Annotated in this window: 24 protein-coding genes; 6 read left to right on the top strand and 18 right to left on the bottom strand. The window is 60.4% G+C overall.

Annotation, left to right across the window (positions count from 1 at the left end):
- Positions 1–9 precede the first annotated feature (9 nt).
- The 18 genes from AC1RTP_RS27275 to AC1RTP_RS27190 form a co-directional block, all read right to left on the bottom strand.
- Positions 10–336: a DUF1799 domain-containing protein gene (locus AC1RTP_RS27275; protein ID WP_498611783.1), complete on the bottom strand. Its 327-nt coding sequence runs from the start codon at positions 334–336 to the stop codon at positions 10–12.
- A gap of 32 nt (positions 337–368) precedes the next feature.
- Positions 369–701 carry a hypothetical protein gene (locus AC1RTP_RS27270; protein ID WP_498611782.1) on the bottom strand — a complete coding sequence of 111 codons (333 nt, stop codon included), beginning with the start codon at positions 699–701 and terminating at the stop codon, positions 369–371.
- A 30-nt stretch (positions 702–731) separates the two neighbouring features.
- The gene (locus tag AC1RTP_RS27265; protein ID WP_498611781.1) at positions 732–1,691 is read right to left on the bottom strand and encodes a phage tail tube protein; all 960 of its coding nucleotides are present in this window, start codon (positions 1,689–1,691) and stop codon (positions 732–734) included.
- 2 nt (positions 1,692–1,693) lie between these two features.
- Positions 1,694–1,861 carry a hypothetical protein gene (locus AC1RTP_RS27260; protein WP_498611780.1) on the bottom strand — a complete coding sequence of 56 codons (168 nt, stop codon included), beginning with the start codon at positions 1,859–1,861 and terminating at the stop codon, positions 1,694–1,696.
- Positions 1,858–2,301 (bottom strand): hypothetical protein, encoded by a 444-nt coding sequence (locus AC1RTP_RS27255; protein ID WP_498611779.1) that lies wholly within the window; start codon positions 2,299–2,301, stop codon positions 1,858–1,860. Before AC1RTP_RS27255 ends, AC1RTP_RS27260 begins: the two co-directional genes overlap by 4 nt.
- Entirely contained in the window at positions 2,298–2,594 is a 297-nt protein-coding gene (locus tag AC1RTP_RS27250) for a head-tail joining protein (protein ID WP_498611778.1), read from the bottom strand. The genes AC1RTP_RS27255 and AC1RTP_RS27250 overlap by 4 nt, the downstream gene beginning before the upstream one ends.
- A gap of 7 nt (positions 2,595–2,601) precedes the next feature.
- Positions 2,602–2,934 carry a DUF2190 family protein gene (locus AC1RTP_RS27245; RefSeq protein WP_498611777.1) on the bottom strand — a complete coding sequence of 111 codons (333 nt, stop codon included), beginning with the start codon at positions 2,932–2,934 and terminating at the stop codon, positions 2,602–2,604.
- A 49-nt stretch (positions 2,935–2,983) separates the two neighbouring features.
- Entirely contained in the window at positions 2,984–5,065 is a 2,082-nt protein-coding gene (locus AC1RTP_RS27240; RefSeq protein WP_498611776.1) for a prohead protease/major capsid protein fusion protein, read from the bottom strand.
- Positions 5,066–5,208: 143 nt separating this feature from the next.
- Entirely contained in the window at positions 5,209–6,684 is a 1,476-nt protein-coding gene (locus AC1RTP_RS27235) for a phage portal protein (RefSeq protein ID WP_498611775.1), read from the bottom strand.
- Complete coding sequence (locus AC1RTP_RS27230; protein ID WP_498611774.1) at positions 6,684–6,896, bottom strand: phage head-tail joining protein; 213 nt, start codon at positions 6,894–6,896, stop codon at positions 6,684–6,686. Before AC1RTP_RS27230 ends, AC1RTP_RS27235 begins: the two co-directional genes overlap by 1 nt.
- A 48-nt stretch (positions 6,897–6,944) precedes the next feature.
- Positions 6,945–7,301 (bottom strand): Mor transcription activator family protein, encoded by a 357-nt coding sequence (locus AC1RTP_RS27225; RefSeq protein ID WP_498611773.1) that lies wholly within the window; start codon positions 7,299–7,301, stop codon positions 6,945–6,947.
- A complete protein-coding gene (locus AC1RTP_RS27220) occupies positions 7,235–9,217 on the bottom strand; it encodes a phage terminase large subunit family protein (protein WP_498611772.1) in 1,983 nt (660 codons plus the stop codon). The genes AC1RTP_RS27225 and AC1RTP_RS27220 overlap by 67 nt, the downstream gene beginning before the upstream one ends.
- The gene (locus AC1RTP_RS27215; RefSeq protein ID WP_498611771.1) at positions 9,211–9,780 is read right to left on the bottom strand and encodes a hypothetical protein; all 570 of its coding nucleotides are present in this window, start codon (positions 9,778–9,780) and stop codon (positions 9,211–9,213) included. The genes AC1RTP_RS27220 and AC1RTP_RS27215 overlap by 7 nt, the downstream gene beginning before the upstream one ends.
- 141 nt (positions 9,781–9,921) lie before the next feature.
- Positions 9,922–10,683 carry a hypothetical protein gene (locus tag AC1RTP_RS27210; RefSeq protein ID WP_498611770.1) on the bottom strand — a complete coding sequence of 254 codons (762 nt, stop codon included), beginning with the start codon at positions 10,681–10,683 and terminating at the stop codon, positions 9,922–9,924.
- Positions 10,684–10,976: 293 nt separating this feature from the next.
- Positions 10,977–13,676 carry a DUF5906 domain-containing protein gene (locus tag AC1RTP_RS27205; protein WP_498611769.1) on the bottom strand — a complete coding sequence of 900 codons (2,700 nt, stop codon included), beginning with the start codon at positions 13,674–13,676 and terminating at the stop codon, positions 10,977–10,979.
- Positions 13,677–14,096, bottom strand: a complete 420-nt coding sequence (locus tag AC1RTP_RS27200) for a hypothetical protein (RefSeq protein ID WP_498611768.1) — start codon at positions 14,094–14,096, stop codon at positions 13,677–13,679. It abuts the gene before it with no gap.
- Positions 14,089–14,568, bottom strand: a complete 480-nt coding sequence (locus tag AC1RTP_RS27195; RefSeq protein ID WP_498611767.1) for a YmfL family putative regulatory protein — start codon at positions 14,566–14,568, stop codon at positions 14,089–14,091. The genes AC1RTP_RS27200 and AC1RTP_RS27195 overlap by 8 nt, the downstream gene beginning before the upstream one ends.
- A gap of 339 nt (positions 14,569–14,907) precedes the next feature.
- Positions 14,908–15,135, bottom strand: a complete 228-nt coding sequence (locus tag AC1RTP_RS27190) for a helix-turn-helix domain-containing protein (protein ID WP_498611766.1) — start codon at positions 15,133–15,135, stop codon at positions 14,908–14,910.
- Between the two features lie 91 nt (positions 15,136–15,226).
- Here AC1RTP_RS27190 and AC1RTP_RS27185 point away from each other — a divergent pair, with 91 nt between their 5' ends.
- From AC1RTP_RS27185 to AC1RTP_RS27160, 6 genes are all read left to right on the top strand, one after another.
- Positions 15,227–15,988, top strand: coding sequence for a LexA family transcriptional regulator (locus AC1RTP_RS27185; RefSeq protein WP_498611765.1), 762 nt, complete (start codon positions 15,227–15,229; stop codon positions 15,986–15,988).
- A gap of 118 nt (positions 15,989–16,106) precedes the next feature.
- Positions 16,107–16,496, top strand: coding sequence for a hypothetical protein (locus AC1RTP_RS27180; RefSeq protein ID WP_498611764.1), 390 nt, complete (start codon positions 16,107–16,109; stop codon positions 16,494–16,496).
- Positions 16,493–17,017 (top strand): hypothetical protein, encoded by a 525-nt coding sequence (locus AC1RTP_RS27175; RefSeq protein WP_498611763.1) that lies wholly within the window; start codon positions 16,493–16,495, stop codon positions 17,015–17,017. The genes AC1RTP_RS27180 and AC1RTP_RS27175 overlap by 4 nt, the downstream gene beginning before the upstream one ends.
- Positions 17,018–17,033: 16 nt before the next feature.
- Entirely contained in the window at positions 17,034–19,136 is a 2,103-nt protein-coding gene (locus AC1RTP_RS27170; protein WP_498611762.1) for a ParB/RepB/Spo0J family partition protein, read from the top strand.
- 113 nt (positions 19,137–19,249) lie between these two features.
- On the top strand, positions 19,250–19,678 hold the full coding sequence (locus tag AC1RTP_RS27165; RefSeq protein WP_498611761.1) for a hypothetical protein: 429 nt from the start codon (positions 19,250–19,252) through the stop codon (positions 19,676–19,678).
- Positions 19,679–19,701: 23 nt separating this feature from the next.
- Positions 19,702–19,899, top strand: coding sequence for a helix-turn-helix transcriptional regulator (locus AC1RTP_RS27160; protein ID WP_498611760.1), 198 nt, complete (start codon positions 19,702–19,704; stop codon positions 19,897–19,899).
- Positions 19,900–20,093 lie beyond the last annotated feature (194 nt).

The following is a 20,093-nucleotide window of genomic DNA, read 5'->3' as shown; positions in this document are numbered from 1 at the left end:
ATCGCTTACCTATCCTTTGGCGGCCCATTCTTCCAGGGCTGCACTTTCCATCGCCTGAATCAACCCGAACAGCAGGGGGACCTTCTTCTTGGGCGTGCCCCGCATACGCATGCAGGACTCAATCCCGGGGTAGTGAAGGCCGACGGGGCCGGCCATCCCGATCACCCACTGCGTCTGGACCATGCACCAGAGCCAGAAGGCTTCTTCGTTCTCCGGCCAGAGCCAGAATTCTTCGTTATCGATGACAGTTTCGTCATCGCAGAAGAGGCCGAGCGCGGCAAGCGCTTCGGCCATGAATTCATCGGCTTTCGGCTCATCCTGCACGCCGATCTGCAACTGGCCGCGCGCATGCAGGCGCGCAGCCTCCTTTAGTTTTTTACGAACGCACCCGCTTCCTTGATATACGAGTGGTAGCAGACATGCGGCATACCGACCTGATCCAGGACTGCCGACAGATTGTCAGCATCGAAAGGAAGCGGATCCCCCGTTTCGGTCAGCACCGATTCCCAGCCCGTTGTAACAAGCAGGATGAAGTCTTTATAGGTCTTCGCTGTGGTTTCGGACACTTCATCGATCTCCGACTGGTTCTTGCGGTCACAAATCAGGACGAAGTCAAAATTGACTGGTTTGCCATCTTCGCCTTTCAATACGCCCTTGACCGGAACGCGCACCTTCTTACGAACAACGAGTTTGAATGCCATGTTTATTTCTTCTTTCTATTTAGGTTGGAACTACAGGTGGACGATGCGCCATTCGTCGTTGCCGTTGACCGGCACGAAGCGCAGGTCGAAGCCGATCAGGCGTTTGCCGTTGCGGTCGACTTTCTTCGGCGCGATGAACTGGGTCGCCGGGGCGAACACGATGAACTTGTTACCAGCGGTCGTGCCGATGGTGATCGCCAGACTCTGGGTAGTGTTGGCCTTGACGCTGGCCATCATTGCCACTTCCTGGGCGGGGGTCAGGTCCAGCTCCACGCTACCGGTCGACTCGCGGTCGGTGATATCGACCGTTTCAGTGGCCCCCATTGGGTTGAAGCCAACCTGATTGCCGACCTTGAGCTCCAGGCCGGTGCTGGAGTAGACGGTGCCACCGGTCAGCGCGCCGGCGTTATAGGTCGCGCCCAGGGTGATGTCGACGATGTTCGCCTTGGTGATAGCAACCGGCTTTTTCCACGCAGTGAAGGTGCCGGTATCGCTTGCTGCGCTGACACCACCATCCAGGCCAGTCCAGTCGAACTTGAGCAGCGGGCGCTCACCAATCTTGGCCGACAGCGTAAAGTCACCCATGGCGGCCAGCAGCTTGTGCAGGACGCCGTCGTCGTAGTAATACTTGGTGGCGGACTTCAGGCCCATCGATACCGGGGTGTACTCGACACGCGCCGGGGTTGCCAGAATGCCCTCAGCGCAGGCGCAGGCCTGCAGCAGCTTGCCCCATGGCGGAGCTGTGCCGGAGGTGCCGGAGCCGGCCAGTTCGGTCGAATAGCTCATCTTGACGCTCGCCGGACCAACCAACTGTTCGCTGGCGCCGAACGTACCACGAATCAAGCTACGGTCGATGTTCTGCGCATCCAGCGGGGTAATGCTTGCATCGCTGATCAGCACCGCGTTGGCGGCACCAGTCGGCGCTGCATCCTGGCCGATGGTCGCTTCGATCGCAGCGGTAATGAGCGTGTTCTTGATGTAACGTGCCATGATTACTCCTGTTCAGGGTCGTGGTGGATGGCCGCCAACTCTGCCGATGGCTCGTTCTCGACGGTCGGCGCAGGGTCGTTGGACACCCATTTCCACATGGCCTCATCGAAGGTCCAGGAACCACCGCTCGGTGGCGGCGGAATATCGCGATTGTTTTGTACGGTGTTCATGTCCAGTTCAAGGTTGAATTGTTTGTGCAGTGCTCTGCGATATAGGTGAGCTGAACCCACCCTGTTTTCTTGCTTTCGACGCTGTTCTGCGCCTCAATCCCGACAATGCGCAGATCGCCAACCAGGCCGCCCAGCGTGCTGTCTTGCGCCAGGCGCTCGACCACTGCCGACAAAAGACCATCCACTGCGAGGTCTCCGGGATCCTTGACGCTGCGTGCGAGGCACTCGATCGTCACGCGGGTTTGCCAGTTAAGCGGCGCCCCTTTGATCACGAAGGCTTCAGGCTGCGTCTGCTCCCATTGGACGCTGACGGCCTGTTCGACCTGCTCTGGCACCAGGGACGATCGGGCGCGGTCAATGCGAACGCATACCGCTGGCGCGGCCTGCAGCGCCGCAATGATCGCGCCGACAATCTGCGCAAAAGCCGTTTGCGGCCTCATTGGCCGATCTCCAGTGTCAGGAGCGTCATGCCGTCACCATCGGGCGCGTCGTGAAGGATTGTGTACGTGACGCCATCGATCTGGATTACCTGGCCAGCCGGATCATCCGGCACAACGCCAGACGCGACCGACACTGAGGGGCTGGTGTCCGCCGCTCCGACGCCGAGGTTCACCACGCTTGCCGGATTGCGGAAGATCCCGCGCACCGACACGCCTCCGATCAACACGTCGGCGTCTGCCAGGTGCCGCAGCACGCTGGCGTTAACTTGGGCTTTGAGGGCGGCGAAGGTCACGGACGAATCAGCGGACAGTACCGTCGAGGTACACGCGCGCGGTGGTGTCAGCACCGGTCTTGGCGGCAGTCAGGCATCCCACCAGGGTGTTGCCGGCTGCGGTGATGGTCAGGCGCTTGTTGGCGACATCCCAGTACATCTTGGTGCCGACGCCACCGGCGTCAGCAGTCAGTGCGGTGATGTCAAAGACACCCTGCAGCTTGATATCCACAGGAGCGCCGTTCGCGGCGTCACATGCCGCGACACCGAACAGGCTGCCGACCAGAACGGCCATGCCGCTGGTGAGCGCATACGGCGCCGCGACAGTGACGATGCCACCAGGTTGTACAAAGTTTTTCATCTCTATGTCCTAAGGTTTGAAGGTTGGTCAGTTGCGAACCGGCGCCACGTTAAGCGCCGACGCCCATGTACAGGCCACGGTGGTCGACGGCTTTGGCAGCGAAGTCCAGGCGGCACTTCCAGGTGACACCGTCCACTTCGCGGCCATCCCAGCTTTCGATGACCGGACCTTCGGCGCCGTCCAGGTAGCAGTACTCGACCGTGTCGATCATGCTGTTGTTGCTTGCCAGGTACCAGGCGGTGGCGCTCGCCGCATCCAGGATTGGCTCGACGATTGGCTCCAGGGCAGTGCGGCCGCCATTGCGGAATTCGTTCACGTCCGCCTGCTTGGCCGGGGTGTAGTTCGAGCTGGTCAACTGGTAGGCATCCTGTTCCAGGGCTGCTGGCACAATCAGGAAGTTCGGGGACAGGTTCAGCTCTTCTTTTGCCAGGCCTTTTTGCAGGCGCATCGCAGTACGGCCCGCTTTCAGTGCGCTCAGCTGCAGCGCTGAGCCGGCACCGGTTGCCTGGTTCGCATGGGTGGCATGGAACAACGCGTTGCCGTCGCCCATGACAGGGTTCACCGTCAGCTGGCTGTACACCAGGCGATTCTCCAGGCGGCTGGAGCTGGCGCCGAATGCGGCAACCAGGCGTTCGAACGCACGCAGATCGTCGTTAATAATCGCCTGACGGGTCAGAGATACCATGCGGCCGTAAGTGACCAGCGCATAGTTGACGCCGCCATCGGTCATGGTGCCGTACTTGAATTCACCATGTTCGTTGGTCTGCAGCAGATCCGGGGCGCCCGACAACTGCACGACGCTGATGTTCTTGAAGTCAGGAGCGTTTGGCGCGCGGCGGGCCCACTGGGTGTAGGTACCGCGATTCTCGTCGTAGGCGCTACGCATGCGCTTATTGGCCACGTTGGCGAACACAGATGCGAAGTCGCTGGTGCTGTGCATACCGGAGCGATACTGCAGCATATTGGTCGCCAGCGTCATGCGATCCATGCCGCGAGTGTTGACGCCGCGCGCTTCCAGGAAGTCACGACCGATTTCCAGCAGGCTCATGCCGCGGTACTGGCGGCCGTTATCGGTCAGCTTCGTGCCGGCGTGGATGCGGTGCATCATCGCTTCTTCGATGCCGGCCATGCGCACCTGGTGTTCATCGGCGACCACCTGCACGCGGACATTACGATGGCCGCCTGCGGCTGCATCATCGCGCGCCAGCTCATCCAGCACTGCCGCGCGGGCCTGGTCAACGGAGTTGCCGCTGCGGATCAGGCCCGCAGCCAACTGACCCACACCGTGGCGGGTGCACATTTCGGTGATTTCGGCGGCACGCGTTGCTGCCTCCTGGGCGGCACGCGCAGCCGCGTCCTCGCCCGCCGGTGGGGTTTCGGTGGTAGCGCCGGCTGAAGCCGGAGCTGGTGCGGGTGCGGCGGAACGGATTGGGTCGGCGGGAGCGGCGGTCGATGCGCCCGGCTGGGTACCTGGAGTCGGCATATTAGTTTCCTGTTGGGTTGGAGAAGAATGGGCGGGCGCCCGGGTGAAGAATTCGCAAGGGGCACCATTGGCGGGCTGGCTGCGCGTACTTGCGTCAGCATCAGCCGGAACAGTGACAAAACTGATTTCATTGGGCTGCCACGCGACCGCGCGATACAGCGGCATGTTGACGCCATCGGTGCGGTCAATGGCCCGCGTGATTTCGTACTTGCTGATGGAGTAACCAAAACTGATTGCGCGGATAATGCCGGCGCGAATATCAGCAACAATGCCTGCCACTTCTGGGCGCGTGGAGAGCTTCAGCGTTGCCTTGCCTTCGCCATTCTCGATACTGCCGCGAATGGCAATCCCCAGGATGGCGTCCACGCCACCATAGGTGCGGTGGCCATCAAGCACCTGGACCGTACCGGCGTCGAATCGCGACATATCAACCGCTTCCGGCGTGACGGCCAGCTCTTCTTCGTAGGCGGTCTCGGTCCACCAATCGTAGCGACGAACGCGCGCGCCGGTGGTCCAGACGACATCGATCGTGTTGTCCGCCTCGTTGAAAGTAGATGGCACCAGTTGCGCCGCGCGGCTTTGCGGCGGCATGTTCCGGGGATCAGTTGGAGAGCGGTTGGCGTTTGTTGGAGTGGTAGGCGTCGTCATGCTATGCATTCTCCTTTTTGTGCAGTCTCAATTCTCGGAAAACTGAGACAGATTTCGTGCGGCCGAACCGCTAGCCATTTGTGCAGACGTCTGCACATCGGCAGCAGTTTTAACGGCATTCCCAGCTCCTGGTCGGCCCCTGTCTACTTCGATGCGCCGAGGTTCTGGTCACCCGATGCCGTCGGCAGATTGCCGCGCTGCATAAAGAGCATCGTGTCCAGGATGCCCAGCGCCTGCAGCTTGTCGAAGTCGGACTTCCATTCTGCGAACACGACGTCGGGGTCGTAGCCACGCTGGCGAAGCTTTTCGCTGATGGTCGAGAGGCCGGCACCAATCTCCGCCTGGTCCGCCTTCACGTCCTGTTCGGGATTCACGTAATCCCACTTCGGCGGACTGAAGTCGACCGCCATATCGCGCTTCCGAACCTTGCCCGCCAGGTAGGCCGCTTCAACGAAGGCCTCGTGAATTGGCACCAGCAGTTTGGGAATCAGGACCAGCCATTGCAGCTGCTGAACGCTGCGGCGGAAGTCGAGAAGGCGGACGCGGGCGCTGCTGAAATTCACCTCCTTCATGTCGCCGGTCAGCATTTCGTATGGCACGCCCAGGCCCGCCGCAATTAGGTGCAATTGGCTTTTGACGTAGTCGACATAGCCAGGTGCGGCTTTCGGTTCGACGACGGTGAAGTTCATCCCGGGTGGCATGCCAAAGATGTTGCCGCCGCCCAGTTCACCCATGTCGCGCGTCCCCTGACCTTGTGCGCCGCCGTCGCCCATCGACGCCGGGTTCTCTATCTGGCTTGTGTCACCACTGGCCAGCACGCTCAGCCTGGTCTCCAGGTTCTTGCGCGCCAGCTCGGCGTCTTCATACAGCTGCAAATCACGCACGCGAGCGATAACCGGGGCAAAGCGTGAGAAGCCGCGCCCCTGCCCTGGTCGCTCCGGGCGGAATAAGTGAATGATGCTTTGCCCCGGCACACGCGTGCTCTGCGCCCTCTTGCCACGGGTAAAGTTGGCATCGCCGGGATGCTGATCCCAAAGGTAATATGCCGCGACGGCGCCCAGCATGTCGTATTCAATGCCGTTGATGATCTGGTTGCCGCCGTTTGTTCCCATCCGCTCGCTATCGAGCCAGTCGATCTCGAGCAGCTGCAGTTGCAGTGGCGCCGGCAGGCCATCGGTCGGTCGGCGCAGACGTTTGCGCACCAGTACCTCGCCATCCTGCTCCATCGCCAGATAGGCAGCCAGGATCATGCCGAAGTAGTCGAAGCGTCCATCTGCATCGCAGACCTTCATCCAGTCCTTGTACAAAGCGTTCAGTATTTCCTTCTCGGCACCGGTCGCACGCGGCACGATGCCGGTTCCGACGGTAGCGGCACCCAGTCCCGACAGTGCGGCCGTGCAGTAGGGGACGTTCTGCACCAGGGCGCGCGCCTTGTTGCGCAGCGTGCGTGCATCGGCCTGGTGATCCGCATTGGCGCTGGCGCCGGCGCGACGCGGGCGCCAGGAATCGCGGGGGCTGGCTGCCTCATAGGCGCGTTGCAGCTGCTTGCGCGCGAAGTGCCGCGAGATACCGGCATGCGGGTTGATCCAGCCGACGAGCCGGTCGATCAGATTCGGCATCAGTCGCCCCTCGAGGTGGTAAAGCGGAAATTGAATAGCCGCGGCCCGGTGCGGGCGGCGGACTGGTTCACGACGCGGGCTACGTGGTCACGGGCTTTGAGGAGCGCGTCGGTTGATTGAAAGCGCTGTCGGCGGCCATCGAATTCAACCTCCAGGGTGCCGGAGGCGATTGCTTGGTCGAGCGCGTCAAGGTCAGATTGTGTAAGGGCCATACCACCAAGGGTATCGGCCCGACCGTCTCAATTCTCGGAAAACTGAGACTACTTCTTGATGCCGTCCTGCTTGATGATGCGGTACACCGTTGCCCGCCCGATGTTGAGTCGGCGCGCGATCTCGGTGGCGTTACGCCCATTGAACATGCGCAGGACTTCGACGGTCAACTGCTGGCGCGCGGCCATTGAACGTCGGGGAATGTAGACCTCGATGCCGCTGAACTCGCGACGCACGTCCTCCTTGAGCTGGGCGGTGCGCGGCGCAAGTGCGGGAAATTCCTGCTCGATGAATGCGAAGATTGCATCGACCAAGTCGGCATCGTGGAAAAATTCGTCGGTCACCATTGCCTCCCGGTTGGCCGGCGTGGCAGTACGGAACTGGGCTGAGATTTCTGTGTTGGCCATGTTTCTGGATGTGGTTTGGCAGAGTGAATTATTTGTGCTTCTGGCGCGGCATCATCAGCGCCCGCTTCCGGCAATGGCGCCGGATCAAGGAACAGGTCGCGTGTATCGGGATCGACGAACTCGCGCACCTGTGCCCACTGGAAGGCGGTCTTTTTATGCAGGCCCAGGTAATAGGCGCAGGCGATGGCATAGACCATCAGGTCACCAGCTTCGTTGCGGTCGTTCTTTTTCTTCTCCCACACGCGCACTTTATGGCCGCGGCGCCAGACGGTGATGCAATATTCGGCGGTGAGCTGCTCGTAATATTCCTTGGGCAGGTCTTTGGAAAAGTGGATAGCGCCTGGGCCACTGCCAAACTTCCAGCGTGCTGACAGGTAATCCTTCGCGGTATCGGTACCGAGCATCCACAGCTTGACGCCCTGCTGGATGATCTGCCCGTTCCAGTTGACGTCCTGCAGCGAAGGCTTGGCGCCGAGAATCGGTTTGTTTGCCTGCGAGTGGCCCTTGATTGCAAAGATATGGCGATGCTGCCGCATGCGGCAGAAGTTGTAGACGTCCTGGGTGTTGGCGCCGCCGGAGTCGATGAACGCCGCCGAGATCGGCAACATGCGCCCACCGGCGTGACGGTACCGGCCAAGCAGCAGCTGGTCGAGCTTGTCCGTCGTCGCCTGATCGGACGGTGAACCTGCGATGAGCTGGTAATCGACAATCCAGCCTTCCATGCCTTCGCCCCAGGCCACGACTTTCATTTCGAAGCGATCCGGCTGCGTGTCAACCGTCGCCACCAGGATGAGGCCACCAGCCGGCACCGTACCCAGCTTGTATGGCTCTGCGCGATCCTCGAGCTCTTTGGCCTTGGTCTGCTCTTTCTTACGCTCCCAGCTGCGTGCCAGGCGCGTGTTGTAGAAAGTGATCATCAGTTCGTCGTCGCCCGCTTCCAGCTTCGCCTTGGCGGCGCGGTATTCCTTGAGCAGGCCGAGCCAGGAGAACCAACCATACGGCAGGAACATGCCGCTAATGGTGAAGCTCTCGGTTTCGCCGTCACCGGCCACGCCTTCCGTCCAGCCGCCACGCTCGAACATCCTGGTCTTGTCAGTTTCGTACATGAAGGCGCCACACTCGATGCATGGATACATTGCGTGCCCATCGTCTCCCTGCTGCAACCGCTCAAATACCAGAGTCTGCGGATGGCCGCAGTGCACGCAGTCCGCCAGGGCCTCGCGCTGCGTCCCCTTCATGTACAGCGCCTCAATGGTCGACGCGTCCTTGACCGTTGGTGAGCTCGGATAGTAGGACTTCTTGTTGCGCTCGTACGTTGTCTGTCGGGCCTCAGCCAGTGCCGTGGTATCGCCCTCACCGTCGACGTTGGCGTCCGCACGATCGACTTCATCGTAGACCAGGTAGCGGCAGGAAAGCTCGGACAGGTTGGCCGCCGCACCGGAGGTGACGATGGTGAGTGCGCCACCGATGTATTCCTTGGTATCCGTCGTGTTGACGGAATCCCTGGAGCGCGGTTGGGCGACGCGCTCGCGCAGCACCGGCACGGCGGCGATCGTCTTGTCGATACGCTTGCTGGCGCGCTTGGCCAGCTTGCCGGTCGGCAGGATCCACAGGAAATTCGACGGGGCCTGGTGCACGGTCGCACCGAAGAAATTCAACGCCACCTGGGTCTTGAGCATCTGCGATGCCCCCATCACGGCCACGCGTTTGCAAGGGCTTCGCGACGACAGCGCTCGCATGACGGCGCGCGCATGTGGCGTGCGGCTGCTACGGTATTTACCGTACTCGCTCGCCCCGCCGCTCTTGGGGATGACCATGTATTCGTCCGCCCATTCGTCGACTGGCAGATTCGGGTCAGGCTCCAGGCCGCGGCTAAACGCGGCACGCATGACGGGGATGGCCGGCTTTATTAGCATTGCACGGCCTCGCTGATGTCAACGTCCATGTCGGCCAGCAGCGCCTGGTTCATGCTGCCGAGCAGCGCGGAGAGCTCCCGCTCGATCACTTCTTCGCAGGCTTCCGCTGTGGTCAGTGCCGCGACTTCCGCCGCGATGCGGCGCGCGCTGTTGTTCAAGCCATCACGCAGGGCGCGCGCGATCTCGAACGCCGCCGCTTCCACGTCATCCTTGATCAGAAACTTGCCCGCCATCTCCACCAGCTGCAGTTCCGCCTTCGCTGCCTCCGCAGCCTCCCGGCGTGCACGGCTGGAGTCATACCCTGGTACCCGATCTTTGGTTTCCGCACCTCCCGTCCCTCCCGCACCCGCGGTAGCGCCATGCGGCGCCATGGTTGCCGGAGAGGCAGGACGATTACCGTTCGCGCGCTGGCGCGTGTTCTTGCGGTACAGGTGCGTTGCATAATCCGGATCGAGCTTGCCATCGGTCACCGGGATTTCGCAGCGCTTCACCGCGTCGTATGCAGACTGGCGCGAGATCCCTACGATTTCGGCCCACTCGGCGATGGTTGTCAGGTTCGGCATGTGTTTCGTGTACTTGTCAGGTTAGTTGTCAGGAAATGTTTTGGGCACCGGCTAGTGCGAAGACGGGGCCTGAATTACCCTTAACCGCCTTGCCCCAGGAAGAACCTAACCCCGGGGAGGGGGTGGGTGGCCAGCCGCCGACTACTTCCGCAGCCTGGCTTTCGCCACCGCCTTGCCCCATTCGGCCTCGAACTGGCGCGGGAACTGTGCGTTGGCCTCGGCCTGGCCGACTTCGAAGAAACGCAAGCGCGGCCGGTAGTTCAGAGACTGGACGAAGATAAACACAGGGCGCACGGCTGTGCCATGCGCGAAGCGGCGCTTGAGGTAGATGCCTGGCGCCAAGCCACGGTTCTTGCGGGGCAGCGCGAAGTAAGTCACGCCTTGGCGCGCGACAGCGCGGCTCGAACGCGCGCTGCCGCTGGCCCTGGATTCGAAGCCGGTACCACGCTGCAGCTTCAACTGCGAGAGGATCTGCACGATCTGGCTACGCTTGACGTTGCCGTTGCCATCCAGTTGCGCACCAGCCGCCGGCACCGCGAACCATCCCGCCTGCATCAGGTTGGAGCGCTGCAGCAGACGCTCCATACCCTTCATGCCACGGATGCCACCGTAGATTTGCGGCAGCAGGAAGCGATCGGCCGGCGTACCACGCCCGCTCGGGTTGTCCTTGACCCAGAGCTTCGCCTCCTGGTTCTGTTTCGTGGCCGCCTTAACGAACATGCCGTTCAAGGCGTACGCGGTCGGGCGATCGAACGCCCGTTGCATCTCTTCCTTGATGGCGCCCTGGGCCGCCTTGATCGAGCGCGTCAGCGACACGGCGGCCACAAAAGGCGCCTGGTCACCCAGATCCTTCAGTCGCTGCGCAACGTCGGGGAAGTTGTCTTTCACTGTGACCTTCATCATCTGTCTTCCGATCTATGTTTTCACCACTGGTGCAGGGTTTTCAGGCTTTGATTCAAACCCTGCTCCGTTGAAACCCGCACCAATACTCACTTTGAGCACGGTATGCATGGTTACAGGGTTGATTTACATGTGGTCCTTCAAAAAAAATTGATCCAATGATCCATACACAAATTCCCGCACACGTGCGCCCTACCCTGCTAACCCTGCAACCCTGCTACAACCACGCATTCATGCGGGTTTGCGCGGAGCAGGGTTTGTTTTCAACCCTTGCCAACCCTGCATCGAACCCGGCATTACTCCGCCCGCACATCGCCCTTATCCCTGAATTCATCGATCTCCGCCTCCAGCCTGTCCTTGTCGGGGCTACCGATCTCGAAGACCATGCGCGACTTTGGCTGCTTCTTGTTCACGGACACCTTCCGCTTGACCTTGTGTTCGCGGCTGGCGATCAGGCCGGCGAACTTGCACAGCGTCAGCGGCTTCTCACCGCTCTTGTCACACCAGCGCCGGTAGATGCGGTACAGGTCCTCCGACAGGCAGGAGCAGTACGGCGCATCCAGGTAGCCATCCTTCCAAGCGCGGTGGAATGACATCCAGCCGCTGAGCCCGAACTCGATCACGCGCTCTTTCGCCAGCGTCATCGGCGGCTTGGTGTGCTCATTGAAAGTCCCGAGATCCAGCGTGAGGAGGAAGTGGTAGAAGGCTTCGACGGCGCCGGCATCGATGGCCCGCTTGACCTTGCCGTAGAACTCTTCCGACTGCTTCGCCCTGGCCTCGATCACCATGAAGCGGCGGTCTTCCAGTTCGATAGGGATCGGCTGCGGCTCATTGGAGAGGAACACGCTGTTCATGTGGTTGCGCTCGTCACGCAGCGGCAGGTTCTTCTCGTTGATGCTCATCGACTTGCCGGTGATCATGTACTTCAGCGTGCCGTTATGGCTATACCGGTCATCCCGCGACAGCACTTCTTCGAACAGGACGAACAGCTTGCGCGAGCGCCAGGCCGTGAAGGTCGATTCCAACTGGTGCTGACTGGCGACCGTGCCGTAGTCGCCGTAGATTGGCGCAACCACGTCCTGGAAGAACAGGCTCTTGCCGGTGCCCTGCTTTTCGCCGAACATCAGCAGCGCGGTCTGCATCTTGGCGCCAGGGTGTTGCAGTGGATAGGCGAGCCAGCGCAGGATCCAATAGACGCAGTCGTCCACCTTATCTTCGGCGCCGCATAGCGACTCGAGGAGCGCGAGGATCGGCGTGACCAGGTCGGCATTTGGCTTCGGGATCAGCGGCCAGCCCAGGAAGATATTCACGTGCGAGACGGGATCGGCCTGCTGCGTTGGATCGAACACCAGGTTCTTTGCCTCGATGGTTTTTCGCAGCGCATGCTCTTGCCACTTCGAAGTCAGCTCCGCCGTGTAATCAGCGCGCACGGCGCCCAGGCCCATCACTTGCTGGCCGATGCCATCCCATACCGTTTCGGTACCGCGCAACAGCGTCAGCTGCTCGAGCATTTCGCCCAGCTTGCCTCCGGAGCCATTGCCCTCAACCGCACGGCCACCGACCAGCGTCGGCAGGCTTTCGCGCATGATGGTGCGCCGGCCCGCATCCTTTTCCCACTTCGCGGCCAGGTCTTTGCCGACCCAGGCCGTGAAGGCGGACTTTTTCAACCGCTGCTTGCGGAGCGAGTCCCACACGTCAGTGGTCGGGTAAATCAGAGCGAAGTGCGACAGCAACCCTTCCAGCGTTGGCACGATCAGGCCGGCCGGCTCCGCCTGAATCGGGGGAACGGGGGCCCGCTGTTCGGGCATAGGTTCGGGCTCGGCTTCTGGCACAGCCAGCGGCACCTGGTCATTCGAGGCAACCAGGGCGGCCATGACTTGCGCGCGAACTTCGGTCAATGATTCCTGCACGTGCAAATCATTGAAGTCAGTCCATTTGTTCTCGCCACGATCCTTGAACACCGGCCAGACGACCCGCGCATTGCCGACCTCGCGTGCTGCAGCGCGTGCGCTGGCGATGCCCGCGTTCTCGAATTTCCAGACATAGAAGCGGCGGCCTGACCGCACATCGGCCTCGATGTAGTCGGTGCCGGTCACGTCCTTTCGCCAGGTGGCGCGAACGGTCACCTGATCGCCGGCATCATTGTGCAGCACGTGATCCGCGCCATCGATGGCCGGCGCCACCACGCCGAACTCGCCCAACACGTCACGCTCGTACCGCTGCGCCAGTTGCCAGTCGTCGTCAGCGAAGAAGATCAGTTCAGCGGCCGGGAAGTCGTGCCGCAGCTGGCGCGCAACGTGCACCAGGTTGCCGGCGCTGAATGCCAACATCAGTGGCAAAGCCTCGTTGACCGCCATGCGCACGCTGCGACCGCTGGCATACCCTTCTGCCAGGCCGATCTGAGAGGTGCTGGCGGAGGTCGCACCCAGCAAGCAGCCGACGCCAATGGTATCCGCCCCGCCATTGAACTTTTTCTCGCCGTTCGCGTCGATCTTTTGCACGCACATCAGCTTTACGCTGCCGGGCTTGTAGCGACGCGCCGGTATAAGCAACATGCCGTTCTCGTCGATCCGCACGCCCTCGCCGGTCACTTGCTTGCGCACCAGGTAGGCGTGTGTGGCCGCCTCGGTAGCTGGCTTGGCTTGACGCCACTGCATGCGCGCGCGTCCAGCTGCGCGCTCCACCACAACGGCCCGCCGCGCTTCTTCCTGGCGTGCCTTGTCCTCCTGGCGGCGCTTGATGTTGGCAAGCTCGGCCTCGCTGACGCTCGACCAATCCGTCTCCACCTTCGTCGTACCGGGATCACGCCCTTGCCAACGACCAAACGTACCAGTGACGACAACGCGGCCATCGTCGAGCAGGTTTTCAAACAGCTTGTACCAGGACTTCTTGCCCGTGCCGAATTTGCGAAACTTCCCACTGGTATCGAGCGGCGTTGGCGGCAGCGCAGGCAGCACCGCGGCCATCTGGACCAGAACGTCATTAACCGTCGTCATTTACTCGTTTTCCTGACGCGTCGACGCCTTGTATGGCACTTCCTTGCCGCCCATGACCGAAGGAATGTTGCGGTAGTCCAGCGAGCCTTCGCGGACCACCATCGGGCTACGGCTGCGGAGCGGCCGATGGCCACCGCCGACGCGCGGGGCAGCTGGAATGCCCACGTATTGCTCTTTGGGCGGCTCGAAGCCCATGAAGCGACGGCCGTCGGCCGTAATCGTTACGACGTCGTCGCTGATGGCGACCAACCCAGCCACACGCAGGCGCGATACGACCACCCGGCGGAAATCTGCCATGGAATCGTTGGAGTCGATCTGCGTACGCAGTTCATTGATCGTTGCCGGCCGATGGAGGCGATGAAGGTAAGCCAGGCATTTCTCGGCGCGGCTGCCAGCGCGCGGAAGGTCATTCTTAGACATTGGCCACCTCCGCGCTAACCGATACCGCCTCATTGCGCGGGCAATAGATCAGGAACATTAGAGCCATCAGCTCTCGCATCGTTTTATGCATGCGCTGCTCAATAGCTTCTAACTGACGACGCTCCCTTTTATCGATCTCCCCGTCGGCGGTCGCTGCCAGATAGGTGCCGGAAAGTTCGCCGATCTCCTTGTGCAGTTCGTGAAACTTGATCTGCAGATCATCGCGACACATAACATCTCCATCAGGGAGGCGAACAAAAACTCCGCCGGATGCGGTCGCGACGGCTTGGGCGAAATCGTGCGTTCCGGCATACCGTTGAATCGTCATCGCAGTATCGACACGCATGCCGTTTCCATTGAAACCGTACACGCGAGCTTCTAGCATTGCCAGCGACATACCCAGGGTGGCCGCAGTACCTGCCCAACCATGCTTGGTAATCATGGCCTGATAGGCCTTGGTGAATTCGCTCAAAGGTATTTCCTTTCATTCCCTACGTTGTCTAATGCTTGTCGATTCGATAATCTGCACTGATGAAAACTGTTCAGCTCAACAACTCGATAAAAGTCTATTCGGCTCGTATGTCCGGATCCCACGGGAGAGCTCCACATAAACAAACGTCACCTTCGCTGGTGCTCTTCGGTGAGCAACAGATGAGCAAGCACCAGGTAAGGATTTTTGCGGCCACTGTGCAGTTCCTTTCTGTTCGCGAGACGCGCCTTACAATTAGCTGCGGCCCTATTGAGCAACATTTCCATATTGCAACTTATCGGGCAAAAAGAGACCGACGTGTGGCGTCGGTCCATGGTTTGCTCAATTTAGTTTCTCATCCGTTATTTCATCCGGCTCGCCATAGATATCGTCGAAAGTCACGGCCAACCCGCGACCACGCGCAAAGCGAATGAGTCGTTTAGCGACATCTGGAGGCACGGTCTGCCCCCGTTCGTAATTGGAGACGTTGCCTTGCGTTACCGCGAGGCCGACGGCCAATGCCGCTTGTGTAATTCCCAGCCTCGCGCGAATCGTGGAGATCGTGTTCATGGCGAAATATTAGTCTGACTGATTAATATTGTCAACAGTCCGACTAATTGCCAAATATTAGTTTCGCTTATATTGTTGCCTAATGCCTGCCATGCCCTTAACTGACGAACAACGCGAAGATGCTATGCGCCTAAAGCAACGCTTTAGCGCGTGGCAGCTGCGCAAACGCGAAGACAAAGAGCCGTACTCCCAGGAAGCTGCGGCGTCGTTGCTCGGCTTTAATCAAAGCGCTCTTAATCAGTACCTCAACGGTAGGATTCCGCTGAATGTGGACGCCGCCGTGAAAATGGCCGCCGTCTTTGGGTGCACTGTCGCGGACTTCAGCCCGTCTTTGGCGGAACAAGCTGCAAAGTATGCGGCGGCCTCCCCTGGCGATCACTCTGTATTGAGTAGCCTCCAGCGCGTTGCAGTTGGCGAACCAGTTGAGACCATCGGAATCAAGAAAGTCTCCTTAAAGCTCCAGGCCGGCATTACTGGGTTTGAGACAGATTTGGGCTTTGATGATGGCGGCACCATCCATGTCCCAAGAGACTGGATTGAGAAGAATGACTATGTCCCGCAGTGTCTATTGGCGATCAAAGTCAAAGGGCAAAGTATGGAACCTGCCCTATTCGAAGATGACACTGTCGTTATTAATATTGCTGACACCAAGCCTGTTTCGAACGAACTTTACGCAATCAATTTCAACGGCGAGGCGGTGATCAAGCAGCTCGTAAAGGAAGGAGCAGACTGGTACATGTACTCCTTCAACCGAGCTCCGCAGTACGGGAAACGCCACTGCCGTGGTGGCGACTGCATCATTGTCGGCAAAGTCGTCTGGCAAGCAGGACGCCCTCTCTCAGGCCGCCTTTAAACAACAGAAAAATCAGCGTCAGTAATTTTTTCATTCGCGATTATTAGTCGGACTGTTGACTTAATTAATTAGCCCGACTAATATTCGACCATCTGAACAACGAAGAGGACAGATGGTCATGCAACAGAATACTGTGGCATCCCTGCGAGCCGTCATTGACGAGCTCCTTACCGATGCTTTTTCCCCACGACTGAACCGGTTCGTACGTAGCACTGAATTTGTAGACGGCGCTCGAGCCGCGATGCTGCAGCGCATGATCGGCAAACCATTTGCCTGCCCACACCAAGAAGGCACTGCGGCAGCCGACGCATTCTTTGCAGGCGCTGAAGAAGGCCGCTCAATTCACGCTGCGCATCTTTCGTCACAGAAGCCAGAAACCACAGTCACTGTCGACTCTAGCCTCAAGGGTCACGCCTACATCGCCGCACGAAACCTGAACAGGCCCGTTGTACGGGTGCAGACGTCTGCACAAAATTCCGACCGCACCGCCCTCGAGGTGTGCAAATGAGCGCCCCTCTCACCATCGCGACCATGTCGACGCCGGAATCAACGCTAAGCGATCACGCGGCAGCGCTGCTGGCGAGCATGAAGCACCTGCAAGCTGCCGCCATCAACGTTACTGAGTTGCTTCAACAAGCCGGCTTCGCAGGCCTCCGCGGCGACACGGCCGACGACCTGCGCCAGGCACTGGCTATCCATGACCACCTTGTGCAAGAGTTCAACGTCAAGGTGCGCACCAGCACCGGTACCGCCACGTTCTGCACCTGCGCCGCGAATGCCGCCTGCGCAGCCGAAGCCGAATTGGAGCGCCAGGGCGACACCCCTTGCGGCATCACGGTCACGCCGGCCGATCCCGATCGCCAGTCCCTTGCAGCGGCGCACCGCCTATTCCAGGTTGCAGGCCCATTGGACGCTGCGCTGAAAGACCCTTCCCTCGGCCGCGCGCTGCGCTCCTACGCACGCAAACACCCTGTGCGCCGCATGCCGACCACCGATTTCAAATCCCTTGCGGCAAACGACCGCGATTAACTGAGAGACCCACGCCATGAGCAAACTTGTAGTTCTTCCAGCGCCGGTTGTACCGGCTCCCGCCGACCAGGTGATCGTTGTAGGTGAACTTGTTGTTGAGGGCTATCGCGACATTCCGCTGCACCTGATCCGCATTTCGTACACGAACCGGACCCGCTTCAACCCAGAGGCGCTGCAGCAGCTGGCGGACAACATCGCCGAGGTAGGGATCCTGCAGCCGATCCTGCTGCGCCCGGTCACGCCGACCACCAATGCTCCTCAGATCTTCGAGGTTGTCGCCGGCGAACGTCGCTTCCGCGCCGCGGTGATGGCCGGCCTGCAGGTCGCGCCAGCCAGCATCAGACACCTGACGGACAAGCAAGCTGCCGAGATCCAGCTGCTGGAGAACATCCAGCGCGAGAACCCGCACCCACTGGAGGAGGCGATCGGCTTCGAACAGCTGATGCTCAAGCATGGCTACAACGCCGACCAGCTGGCCGCCAAAGTGAAGCAAAGCCGCTCGTATGTCTACGGGCGCCTGAAGCTCTGCGCCTTGTCGCTCCGTGCACGTGAAATGTTCCTGGACGACATCCAGCATTTCCCTGCCTCGACTGCCCTGCTGATCGCCCGCATTCCGACTCCGGACCTGCAGGACAAGGCCCTGGGCGAAATCATGGCGCCGCTGTACAACGGCGAGACGATGTCGTATCGCGCTGCAGCTGCACACATTGCGCGCCGCTATACGCTGGACTTGGCCGAAGCCCCGTTCGATGCAAAAGATTCGAAGCTGTTGGCCTCCGTCGGCAATTGCACGAAGTGCCCCAAGCGCGCCGGCAACCAGCCTGAAATCTACCAGGACGCCAAGAACGCCAATATCTGCACGGATCCCGACTGCTTCCAAGAGAAAACGGCAGCCCACTATCAGGCTATCGTCGTATATGCGAACAAGCGCGGCATTCCAGTTCTGGAAGGCAAGGACGCGGGCGCCATCCGCTCGAACACTTGGAGCAGCAGCACCGAGTTTGTCCTCGCCACAACGCACCTGAGCACTTTTGAGCGCGTAGCTCCGGCTACAGGCATGAGCGGCTATATCAAGGAGCTGCTGAATGCTGACGAGCTCCCTAAGCCAGTTAAATACATCAAGGATTCCGACGGCGAGGTTGTCGAGGTGTACAAGCGCAAAGACGTCCAGGCGGCACTGGAGAAGAAAGGCGCTTGCGAAACTGAAAGCGTTCGCGCCGCACGGCTTACGGCCGAAGCCGCCGATCCATCCAAGGCTGTGAAGCTGACCAAGCAGCAAGAGGCCGCGTTGAAACAACAGAAGGAGCGCGAGGAACGCCAGCAGCGCTGCGACGTGATCACGCAAGAGCGCGTGATCCGCTACCGCAAGATCCGCTCGCGTGCCGCCGCAGGGCTCACGCTGCCAATGCTGCGCGAACTGACCAAGGCGCTGGTATTGGACAGCCAGGACCACAGCCTGCCGGACGACCTGATTGGCGACCTGTATCCATTCCAGGATCGCAGCGACGATGGCCTGTGCGCGTACATTGACCAGGCTGATATCACGACCGTCCAGCTGCTGCTGATGGACTTGATCGTCGGCGAAAACCTCAGCATGTCCACCTGGGATCTTGACGACGAGCCACGCCCGACCGCGCTCGCCATGCTGGCCATTGCGAAGGCCGAAGGCATCGATGTCACGGCAACCGACCTCGCCATCGCAAGCATTGACATCGAAGGCCTGCAAAATCCAGAGGATGTACGCGAGGCGATCGCCGCCAACATCGACCACCTGACCGCCGTAGCCGCGCACATCATCGACAAGGCGCCGTACCACCTGCGCAACGTCGAAGCTGCTGCCAACGGCCTCGGCTACTTCTACGGCACCAATGGCTGGCAGAAGAAGGCGATCCAGGAGCCCTCCACCGCCGATGCAGTGACCACCGATGGTGCGGAAGAACCCGCCAGCGCGCCGGCGCCGCGCAAGACGATCACGCTCAAGGCCAAGCCGCAGGCGCAGCAGGGCGACGAGGCCGGCCCAGTCATCAAGGTGCGCAAGAACCGCTCGGCCCAGGCCGAAGCCGGCGGCGAGCTAGTGCCAGAAGCCGCCTGGCCATTCCCAACACCATCGAGGATCTAACCCATGTCCCGAGAAGGAATGCTGGACGCAGTGATGTTCGCAATCCTCGCAGCCATCAGCGCGTTGATCACGCTGATGGCGACCACTTAACCAAAAAATCGCTAGCGCAACCCATGAACGCCTTTAAGAACCACACAACAACGAATACGGCGGCAATCGCACTTACCGCCGACCAGGTCATTACGAACTTGGTGTACGAGCTGCTGACCGCAGGCGAAATTCTCCAGACGCTGCGTTACTACGCGTCGTCGCAAGAACTGTTGCACGCCAAGATTGCGCTGCGCGAGCGCGGCGTGATCGACGAGCACTTGCTCCGCACCCCTGAGCGCGATGCAGTGCTGAATCTGGCGAAACAATTCCGGAGCCGGCCGCATCCGAAGCGCGGCAACACCACCGCCGTCAGCGCCGACCTGGTGCGCCGGCTGCGCACGGTTGCCGGCCAAAGCACCATCAAACCGCCGGCACTGGATCTGGAAGCCGCAGATCACATAGAGCGCCTGGAGCGCGGCATCGACGAAATGCTAATAGCGACCGCAGCATAACAACAAGCACAGGAATCACAGATATGAACATCACCGCACCAACCACCTACCGCGTCAACGTCGCAATGGCCAAGCTGGGCGTCTCGCGCAGCACCCTCTACCGCCTGGTCGACAAGGGCCACCTCGAACTGATCAAGATCAGCGCGCGTGCCAGCGGAATTACCGCATCCAGCTTCGTTGCCTACATCGAACAACAGCAAGCTGCTGCGCGCAGCACTTGACCGAATCAAGCCATGCAAACGTGGTCATCGACATTGGCCACGTTGCTTCACAGTTTCGCCTTACCTGTACTGATTTACTTGACCTGACACATGGCGCCCGGCGACCGGCAGGTTCCGCCCCAACTCGGACCTTCGCTTCTAATATCGAATTCGCCCCTTCTCGGACCTTAGCATTTATATTGCATTCGCCCCAA

The sequence above is a fragment of the Pseudoduganella sp. GW821-FHT11H04 genome (genome assembly GCF_058807935.1).
This window is presented reverse-complemented; position numbering and strand designations above follow the sequence as displayed.

Excerpts from the sequence above, each read along its gene's own strand:
- AC1RTP_RS27245 (WP_498611777.1), bottom strand. The coding sequence starts at position 2,934 with ATGAAAAACTTTGTACAACCTGGTGGCATCGTCACTGTCGCGGCGCCG.
- AC1RTP_RS27205 (WP_498611769.1), bottom strand. The coding sequence starts at position 13,676 with ATGACGACGGTTAATGACGTTCTGGTCCAGATGGCCGCGGTGCTGCCT.
- AC1RTP_RS27230 (WP_498611774.1), bottom strand. The coding sequence starts at position 6,896 with ATGGCCCTTACACAATCTGACCTTGACGCGCTCGACCAAGCAATCGCC.
- AC1RTP_RS27255 (WP_498611779.1), bottom strand. The coding sequence starts at position 2,301 with ATGAGGCCGCAAACGGCTTTTGCGCAGATTGTCGGCGCGATCATTGCG.
- AC1RTP_RS27165 (WP_498611761.1), top strand. The coding sequence starts at position 19,250 with ATGAACGCCTTTAAGAACCACACAACAACGAATACGGCGGCAATCGCA.
- AC1RTP_RS27240 (WP_498611776.1), bottom strand. The coding sequence starts at position 5,065 with ATGACGACGCCTACCACTCCAACAAACGCCAACCGCTCTCCAACTGAT.
- AC1RTP_RS27260 (WP_498611780.1), bottom strand. The coding sequence starts at position 1,861 with ATGAACACCGTACAAAACAATCGCGATATTCCGCCGCCACCGAGCGGT.
- AC1RTP_RS27220 (WP_498611772.1), bottom strand. The coding sequence starts at position 9,217 with ATGCTAATAAAGCCGGCCATCCCCGTCATGCGTGCCGCGTTTAGCCGC.
- AC1RTP_RS27185 (WP_498611765.1), top strand. The coding sequence starts at position 15,227 with ATGCCCTTAACTGACGAACAACGCGAAGATGCTATGCGCCTAAAGCAA.
- AC1RTP_RS27175 (WP_498611763.1), top strand. The coding sequence starts at position 16,493 with ATGAGCGCCCCTCTCACCATCGCGACCATGTCGACGCCGGAATCAACG.
- AC1RTP_RS27215 (WP_498611771.1), bottom strand. The coding sequence starts at position 9,780 with ATGCCGAACCTGACAACCATCGCCGAGTGGGCCGAAATCGTAGGGATC.
- AC1RTP_RS27235 (WP_498611775.1), bottom strand. The coding sequence starts at position 6,684 with ATGCCGAATCTGATCGACCGGCTCGTCGGCTGGATCAACCCGCATGCC.
- AC1RTP_RS27170 (WP_498611762.1), top strand. The coding sequence starts at position 17,034 with ATGAGCAAACTTGTAGTTCTTCCAGCGCCGGTTGTACCGGCTCCCGCC.
- AC1RTP_RS27200 (WP_498611768.1), bottom strand. The coding sequence starts at position 14,096 with ATGTCTAAGAATGACCTTCCGCGCGCTGGCAGCCGCGCCGAGAAATGC.
- AC1RTP_RS27210 (WP_498611770.1), bottom strand. The coding sequence starts at position 10,683 with ATGATGAAGGTCACAGTGAAAGACAACTTCCCCGACGTTGCGCAGCGA.
- AC1RTP_RS27160 (WP_498611760.1), top strand. The coding sequence starts at position 19,702 with ATGAACATCACCGCACCAACCACCTACCGCGTCAACGTCGCAATGGCC.
- AC1RTP_RS27180 (WP_498611764.1), top strand. The coding sequence starts at position 16,107 with ATGCAACAGAATACTGTGGCATCCCTGCGAGCCGTCATTGACGAGCTC.
- AC1RTP_RS27225 (WP_498611773.1), bottom strand. The coding sequence starts at position 7,301 with ATGGCCAACACAGAAATCTCAGCCCAGTTCCGTACTGCCACGCCGGCC.
- AC1RTP_RS27270 (WP_498611782.1), bottom strand. The coding sequence starts at position 701 with ATGGCATTCAAACTCGTTGTTCGTAAGAAGGTGCGCGTTCCGGTCAAG.
- AC1RTP_RS27265 (WP_498611781.1), bottom strand. The coding sequence starts at position 1,691 with ATGGCACGTTACATCAAGAACACGCTCATTACCGCTGCGATCGAAGCG.
- AC1RTP_RS27190 (WP_498611766.1), bottom strand. The coding sequence starts at position 15,135 with ATGAACACGATCTCCACGATTCGCGCGAGGCTGGGAATTACACAAGCG.